This is a genomic window from Halobacillus sp. BBL2006 (assembly GCF_000786645.1).
GTDB lineage: Bacteria > Bacillota > Bacilli > Bacillales > Halobacillaceae > Halobacillus.
Window position 1 is genome coordinate 1 of record NZ_JRNX01000004.1, and the last position, 4,293, is coordinate 4,293.

The window sequence follows — 4,293 nt, forward strand, 5'->3', positions numbered from 1 at the left end:
TCTTTTTTCTTGTTTTGCTCTGCAGCCATCTTCGTAGCTAATTGACTGGATTCGTACCAGAAGTCATAGTTACCGACATAAACCTGGATTTTACCAAAGTCCAAGTCTGCGATGTGCGTACACACATTATTCAAGAAGTGACGGTCGTGGGAAACGACAATAACGGTATTCTCAAAATCGATTAAGAAGTCTTCCAACCACTGGATGGCTTTTATATCAAGGTGGTTGGTCGGCTCATCCAATAATAGGACATCTGGATTACCAAACAAGGCTTGAGCCAATAACACTTTTACTTTTTCTGAACCTGCAAGATCTTTCATCTCTTTTTCATGAAGATCTTCTTTGATTCCTAAGCCTTTCAGTAAACGAGCCGCATCTGAATCAGCTTCCCAGCCATTCATTTCGGCGAATTCGCCTTCAAGTTCAGCCGCTCTCATGCCATCTTCCTCGGTGAACTCACCTTTCATATAAATAGCATCTTTTTCTTTCATCACTTCATATAGTCTTGTGTGACCCATAATAACGGTTTCTAGAACTTTGTATTCATCATATTCGAAGTGGTTTTGCTTCAAAACGGCAAGACGCTGATCTTTTTTCAAAGACACGTCTCCAATTTGAGGTTCGATTTCACCACTAAGAATTTTTAGAAAAGTGGATTTCCCTGCACCATTTGCACCGATTAAGCCGTAGCAGTTGCCAGGTGTGAATTTTATATTGACGTCCTCGAATAATTTTTGATCACCAAAACGAAGACCAACGTTATTTACTGTTAACATAATTAAATCCTCCAGTTTTACGAATGTATAACATTAAAATTATACCATTCTGCTGGAGGATTAAACAGGTCTCATTTAGGATTTGAAAAATTCTTGTTCACTTAGCCACTCTTTAAAAAGCTCAAAGTCACGCTCGACAATGTCCTGATAATGGTCTGACCACAAACTTAATTGGTGACGGAAAAGCTTTTTCTTTGAACCTATTGCTTCCAATATGGCATCTTCACTATGGTAATCAAGGATACCTTCTTCAAGATCAGCATCCGCCCGAGCATGAATTTTAGCACTGATTTTAGCCATGGTTTTAACTGCTCGGTTCATACTTTTGAAGTCTTCTACGTCCTTTTCTTTCAAGTCTTTAGTGAAGGGAGAGCGTTCCCTGACGTAAAAATCCCTTCCATTCATAGAAAAGTAACCAAGATAAGTGTCTGCTTTGTGATGCATCGCTCTTTGCGTGTGCGCCACCCTTCGACCCTGGTGCTTATTATCTTCCCAGAATTTTTCATCATACGTAAAGAAATAAGCAGGTATCGGTGTTCTTGCCTCTTTCGCTTCAAGAATAATATCATCGTGATGGGTCTCATCGGCTTCTCCTTCAATTAGAATATAATAACGCTGAAGTCCCGTGGAACCAATGCCTGCCCCTTTTTTCTTAACGACATCTTTAATACGATAATAGGTTTCTTCCTTAAGAGCATGAGGATCCAATGAAGCGATGTACTCCTTCCAAGCGTAGGACAATTCATCGCGTTCTTGTTTAGAAACGGACGAGAGTTTATCTTTTCCTATATCAAAAGATCGGATTGAATCATGATCAATGACCGTTTGTTTATCCAGTTCATGTGATGCTTTACGTTTTTCAACTTTTTTCAATACTTTTTTTATCGGCTTTTTTGTATTCTCAATCGTAAATTCTAATGACCGCGGATCATCTTCTCCTTGTTGGAAAGCCTCTAATTGTTTAACATACGTTTTCAAATAACGATCAACAAGTTCATCTTGTTCCTCTTTCGTGAAATCTCCTTGATTTGCGGTCAGTCGAATGCTGACAATCATCCGTAGGACATCGTATAAGTAAGACCCTAGATATCCTTCATCAAAATCATCTACGTCAAATACGATATCATGAGACTCATTTTGAAAAGCGCTAAAATTATCAAAGTGCATATCCCCCATGATCCACGTAGGCTTATCATCAGGCGTATGAAAAGTGAACGGATAGTCGATCACATCGAAGAAAAACAAATAAGCACTTCCCCGAAAAAAGCTGTAAGCGTCCTGCCGCATCTTATCGTATTTCTTTTTCCGGCTCGATTGTGATAAATTCATTAATTGTCCGTCGAACTGATCTAAAATTGTTGATAATGATTGTTTTCTCAAAGTGTTTTTAGTTGAAAGCACCCGTTGTAATTGCTGATCCATTCTAACCCCTCCGAATTATCATTCTAAACACTTTATACCCTTAAAAGCCCGCAATAAAAACAAAAAAGCGATTGCTGCTTGAGCAATCGCTTTTTTGATTTAGTTTTGCTTATAGTATAGGCTGTTGTTTTCTACTACTTGTAGAACTTTGTTTTCCTCAACCATCTTACTTCCACACATTGGACAGATGTTTTCTTCATTCGTTCTGAAGTTGTCTCTCATCCAGCAGTTACAGTCATCGGAAGAACATACCCAGATTTTCGTTTCTTCTTCTTTAATTTCTGTCTGATTCTTTTTACCGAAAGCCATTTTATGAAGCCTCCTCTAGACATGAAAATTATGTAAAAGAGACTGACTAACGAGCCAGCCTCTTTTATATTTTACGATTATCGCTTTAATTTTAAATTAGAGTTTAGTTACGTTCGCAGCTTGTGGTCCACGGTTACCTTCAGTGATTTCAAATTCTACGGATTGACCTTCTTCTAGAGATTTGAAACCTTCTTCATTGATTGCGCTGAAGTGTACGAATACATCATCTTCGCCCTCGATCTCGATAAAACCAAAACCTTTTTCCGCGTTGAACCACTTCACTGTACCTGTTTTCATGTAATTGGATCCTCCAATATTTCTTAAAATTAATATGCGTTTTACCATAATGAAAAAATCACATATTATAAAAAGTACCAATAATGATTGATCACTCTTTATAATAGGTGACTCGAAAGACTCGAATTCATGTTATTGGTAATCCTTTAACCTTATATATTACTATACTATGACTCACCGGTGAAGTCAAGTATCGCTTCTTAACAACCCTACAAAGTAAGTATATACAATTCACCTGTCATTTATACCACAAATTTACGATTTTTCTATAATTCCACACGCAATCCGCTTCCCGGATTTTCCACTAGGCTGAGACTGGTAGTCATCTGGTCCTTCGTGAATGATGACTGACTTCCCGATGATATCCTTCACCTTAAACCTGTCAGTAAAAAAGATCATTCTTGCACGACCCTGGTTCGAAAATAATACCGGAAAGTCACCCGCATGATTTCCGTGCGGCTGATTGTCTGGATTCCAGTGTCCACCTGCGGTTGAAAAAGGATCTTTTCCATCACCAATCTCACACATACCTTTTTCATGGATATGAAATCCATGTGGCCCGACTTGTGTGCCTTCTTTCTTTTTCTTAAATTCTGGCAGCCCTTCCACTTGAACAAACACTTCGACACCATAAGGCATTTGATAAAACATCATTGTACCCTTTAAATTGGGTGCCAATGGACTGCTCCTGAATTGAACTTTTGCGGTTTCAGAGGCATAGGTTTGCCTGTAAGAGACATGTGCTGGGTTTTGATACATCCTCTTCCCTCCTTTTGTATCATGGTTATGCGATAGGTTTTGACTTCATTCCTTTTTTCCACAAAAGGAAGGATTTACAAGTGGTAACCGTTATGCTACACTCCCTTTAAATCTCACACCTCAAAGGAGAGCAACTTGATGAAAAAATTATTTATGACACTTACTCTTTCCACATTAGCTGTATTTGGGCTAGCCGCTTGCAGTTCAGGTGAGGAAGCTGAAAAGGATAAAGACTCCCAACAGACGGAAGAAAACAAAGCTGAAGATAAAAGCTCAGACGAACTGAAAGGCAGCGGACCCGTGGCTGTCGTAAACGGCGAAGAATTGTCCCGCGAAGATTTCAATGCCCAATACGAAAGTATGAAGCAGCAGTACACCCAAATGGGAATGGACCTTGAAGGAAAAGAAGAGCAATTGAAAAAAAGCATCGTTGATCAAATGATCGGCTCGGAATTATTAACACAATCAGCTGAAGAAGCTGGCATTGAAGTATCAAATGACGAAGTCGAGAAAAAATACTCAGAGTTCTCCAAGCGTTTTGAGAGTGAAGAACAAATGAAAAAAGCTTTTGAAGAAAATAACACGGATGAGAAAGAAGTTAAGGAACAGTTGAAACTGCAGATTAAAGTGGATGAATACATTGCAAACAATACGGAAGAACCTGAAGTGTCCGAAGAAGAACTTAAGCAAGAATATGACGCTCTAAAACAAAAACAAGAAGAAATCGAAA

The 4,293-nt window shown here is 38.8% G+C and carries 6 protein-coding genes; 1 reads left to right on the top strand and 5 read right to left on the bottom strand.

What is annotated here, in order from left to right; translation table 11 throughout:
- From LD39_RS00055 to LD39_RS00075, 5 genes are all read right to left on the bottom strand, one after another.
- Positions 1-776, bottom strand: a 776-nt coding sequence (locus tag LD39_RS00055; RefSeq protein WP_035541461.1) for an ABC-F family ATP-binding cassette domain-containing protein, incomplete at its 3' end; no start/stop codon positions are given.
- A gap of 75 nt (positions 777-851) precedes the next feature.
- Positions 852-2,198 carry a DUF2252 domain-containing protein gene (locus LD39_RS00060; RefSeq protein WP_035541464.1) on the bottom strand — a complete coding sequence of 449 codons (1,347 nt, stop codon included), beginning with the start codon at positions 2,196-2,198 and terminating at the stop codon, positions 852-854.
- Positions 2,199-2,297: 99 nt separating this feature from the next.
- On the bottom strand, positions 2,298-2,507 hold the full coding sequence (locus tag LD39_RS00065) for a cold-shock protein (protein WP_035541470.1): 210 nt from the start codon (positions 2,505-2,507) through the stop codon (positions 2,298-2,300).
- Positions 2,508-2,603: 96 nt separating this feature from the next.
- On the bottom strand, positions 2,604-2,804 hold the full coding sequence (locus tag LD39_RS00070; protein ID WP_035541471.1) for a cold-shock protein: 201 nt from the start codon (positions 2,802-2,804) through the stop codon (positions 2,604-2,606).
- Between the two features lie 255 nt (positions 2,805-3,059).
- Positions 3,060-3,563: a superoxide dismutase family protein gene (locus LD39_RS00075; RefSeq protein ID WP_035541473.1), complete on the bottom strand. Its 504-nt coding sequence runs from the start codon at positions 3,561-3,563 to the stop codon at positions 3,060-3,062.
- Positions 3,564-3,701: 138 nt separating this feature from the next.
- Here LD39_RS00075 and LD39_RS00080 point away from each other — a divergent pair.
- Positions 3,702-4,293: SurA N-terminal domain-containing protein (locus LD39_RS00080; RefSeq protein WP_052158646.1), on the top strand; the 592-nt coding region annotated here is incomplete at its 3' end.

Bases quoted from the DNA above. Each gene is read 5' to 3' on its own strand.
- LD39_RS00060 (WP_035541464.1), bottom strand. From the start codon at position 2,198: ATGGATCAGCAATTACAACGGGTGCTTTCAACTAAAAACACTTTGAGA.
- LD39_RS00065 (WP_035541470.1), bottom strand. From the start codon at position 2,507: ATGGCTTTCGGTAAAAAGAATCAGACAGAAATTAAAGAAGAAGAAACG.
- LD39_RS00070 (WP_035541471.1), bottom strand. From the start codon at position 2,804: ATGAAAACAGGTACAGTGAAGTGGTTCAACGCGGAAAAAGGTTTTGGT.
- LD39_RS00075 (WP_035541473.1), bottom strand. From the start codon at position 3,563: ATGTATCAAAACCCAGCACATGTCTCTTACAGGCAAACCTATGCCTCT.